This is a genomic window from Mycobacterium sp. (assembly GCF_040398885.1).
In the GTDB taxonomy this organism is placed as follows: Bacteria; Actinomycetota; Actinomycetes; order Mycobacteriales; family Mycobacteriaceae; genus Mycobacterium.
Window position 1 is genome coordinate 1 of sequence record NZ_JBBATF010000303.1, and the last position, 1,506, is coordinate 1,506.

Sequence of the window (1,506 nt, forward strand, 5' to 3'; positions counted from 1 at the left end):
GGGTGTCGACGACGCAGTAGTAGACGTCGTCGCACCCGGTCATGGCCTGGCGCAGGACGTCGTCGTCGAAGATGTCGCCGGTGAACCGCCGGGTCTCAAGATCGTCGATCCCGACGGTCGAGGCGCTCTCGCGCACCATGATCCGCACGTCGTGGCCGGCCTCGACGAGTTGGCGGGTGACGTGCGAGCCGAGGTATCCGTTGGCCCCGATGACGAGTTTCACCGCGGGCCAGCGGTTCGTCGCATCCAGGCGGCGGCGTCGTCGTCGAGGGTGCCGAGTTCGGCGGCCTTGCGGCACCACTTCATCCCGGCGGCCAGGAACCGCAACGGGTTGTAGACGTCCTCCTGGCGGGACCACAGGCCGTCGCCGGCGTAGGTGATGATCGAGATGTTGGTGGCGCTGATGATGGTGCCGTCGCCGGGGTCGCGCATCGGGTTGTCCAGTTCGCAGATCACCCGGGCGGTGTCGGTGTCGACGACGTGCCAGCGCGACGGGAACGCCGTCATGTGGCTGCCGGGAAAGGTCGTCATGGTGCGGTGGATCCAGTCGCGGACTTGCGCGCGGCCCTTCATGGTTCCCATCGCGTGCTCGATGTAGTCGACGTCGGCGGTGTAGTGGGCGACCCAGCCGTCCCAGTCGCGGGTGCGGGCGGCGGCGTCGACCGTCGCTTCGAAGGTGGCGAAGGCGTCGGTGAGTTCGGCGCGGGTGAAGCGGTTCATCGGATCACCAGTATGGCGGCCAGGGCCTCACCCGGAGTGCGTCCAGATCGACAATTCAGCCGGTGTGCGCCGAAAACCCGATCCAGCCGCACTTTCGACGCAGCGGTGACAAGTCTGTTACCCCTGTTCGCCGACGCAGCGCGGCAGCCGGTGCGGGCGCACAATGGAGACCATGGACCGGTCTGTGAACACCGACCACCTGACCCCCGAGCAATTCCGGGTGACGCAGCGCAACGGGACCGAACCGGCCTTCACCGGAGAGTTCTGGGACCACCACGAGCCGGGCATCTACGTCGACGTCGTCTCCGGGGAACCGTTGTTCGCCTCGACCGACAAGTTCGACAGCGGTACCGGGTGGCCGAGTTTCAGCAAGCCCATCGGCGACGTCGTCACCAGACGTGACTTCCACATGCTCTTCCCGCGCACCGAGGTGCGTTCAGCCCGGGCCGACAGCCATCTGGGGCATGTGTTCAAGGACGGCCCGCGCAACCGCGGCGGGCTGCGCTACTGCATCAACTCCGCGGCACTGCGGTTCGTCCACCGCGACGACCTGGCGGCGCAGGGGTACGGCGACTTCGTGAGGATCTTCGAGAAGGAGGAGAACATGAGCGACCACAAGAAGGCGATCCTGGCCGGCGGATGCTTCTGGGGCATGCAGGACCTGATCCGCCGGCAGCCCGGGGTGATCTCGACGCGGGTGGGCTACACCGGCGGGCGCAACGCCAACGCCACCTACCGCAACCACCCCGGCCACGCCGAGGCCGTCGAGATCGTCTACGACCCGGC

Annotated in this window: 3 protein-coding genes and 1 pseudogene; 2 read left to right on the forward strand and 2 right to left on the reverse strand. The window is 67.5% G+C overall.

Annotated elements, in window-relative coordinates:
• On the reverse strand, positions 1 to 223 hold a 223-nt coding region (locus ADBZ5U_RS16290), incomplete at its 3' end, for an NAD(P)H-binding protein (protein ID WP_526811937.1).
• The gene (locus tag ADBZ5U_RS16295) at positions 220 to 720 is read right to left on the reverse strand and encodes a nuclear transport factor 2 family protein (protein WP_526811939.1); all 501 of its coding nucleotides are present in this window, start codon (positions 718 to 720) and stop codon (positions 220 to 222) included. The genes ADBZ5U_RS16290 and ADBZ5U_RS16295, both read right to left, overlap by 4 nt.
• A gap of 163 nt (positions 721 to 883) precedes the next feature.
• Here ADBZ5U_RS16295 and msrB point away from each other — a divergent pair.
• Together msrB and ADBZ5U_RS16305 are read left to right on the forward strand one after the other, a co-directional pair.
• Positions 884 to 1,330: pseudogene (gene msrB, locus ADBZ5U_RS16300) on the forward strand (peptide-methionine (R)-S-oxide reductase MsrB); the annotation flags it as partial.
• Positions 1,325 to 1,506: peptide-methionine (S)-S-oxide reductase (locus tag ADBZ5U_RS16305; protein WP_526811941.1), on the forward strand; the 182-nt coding region annotated here is incomplete at its 3' end. The pseudogene msrB and the gene ADBZ5U_RS16305, both read left to right, overlap by 6 nt.

What these genes read in the sequence shown, in the direction of transcription:
- ADBZ5U_RS16295 (WP_526811939.1), bottom strand. Translation starts at nt 720, where the DNA reads ATGAACCGCTTCACCCGCGCCGAACTCACCGACGCCTTCGCCACCTTC.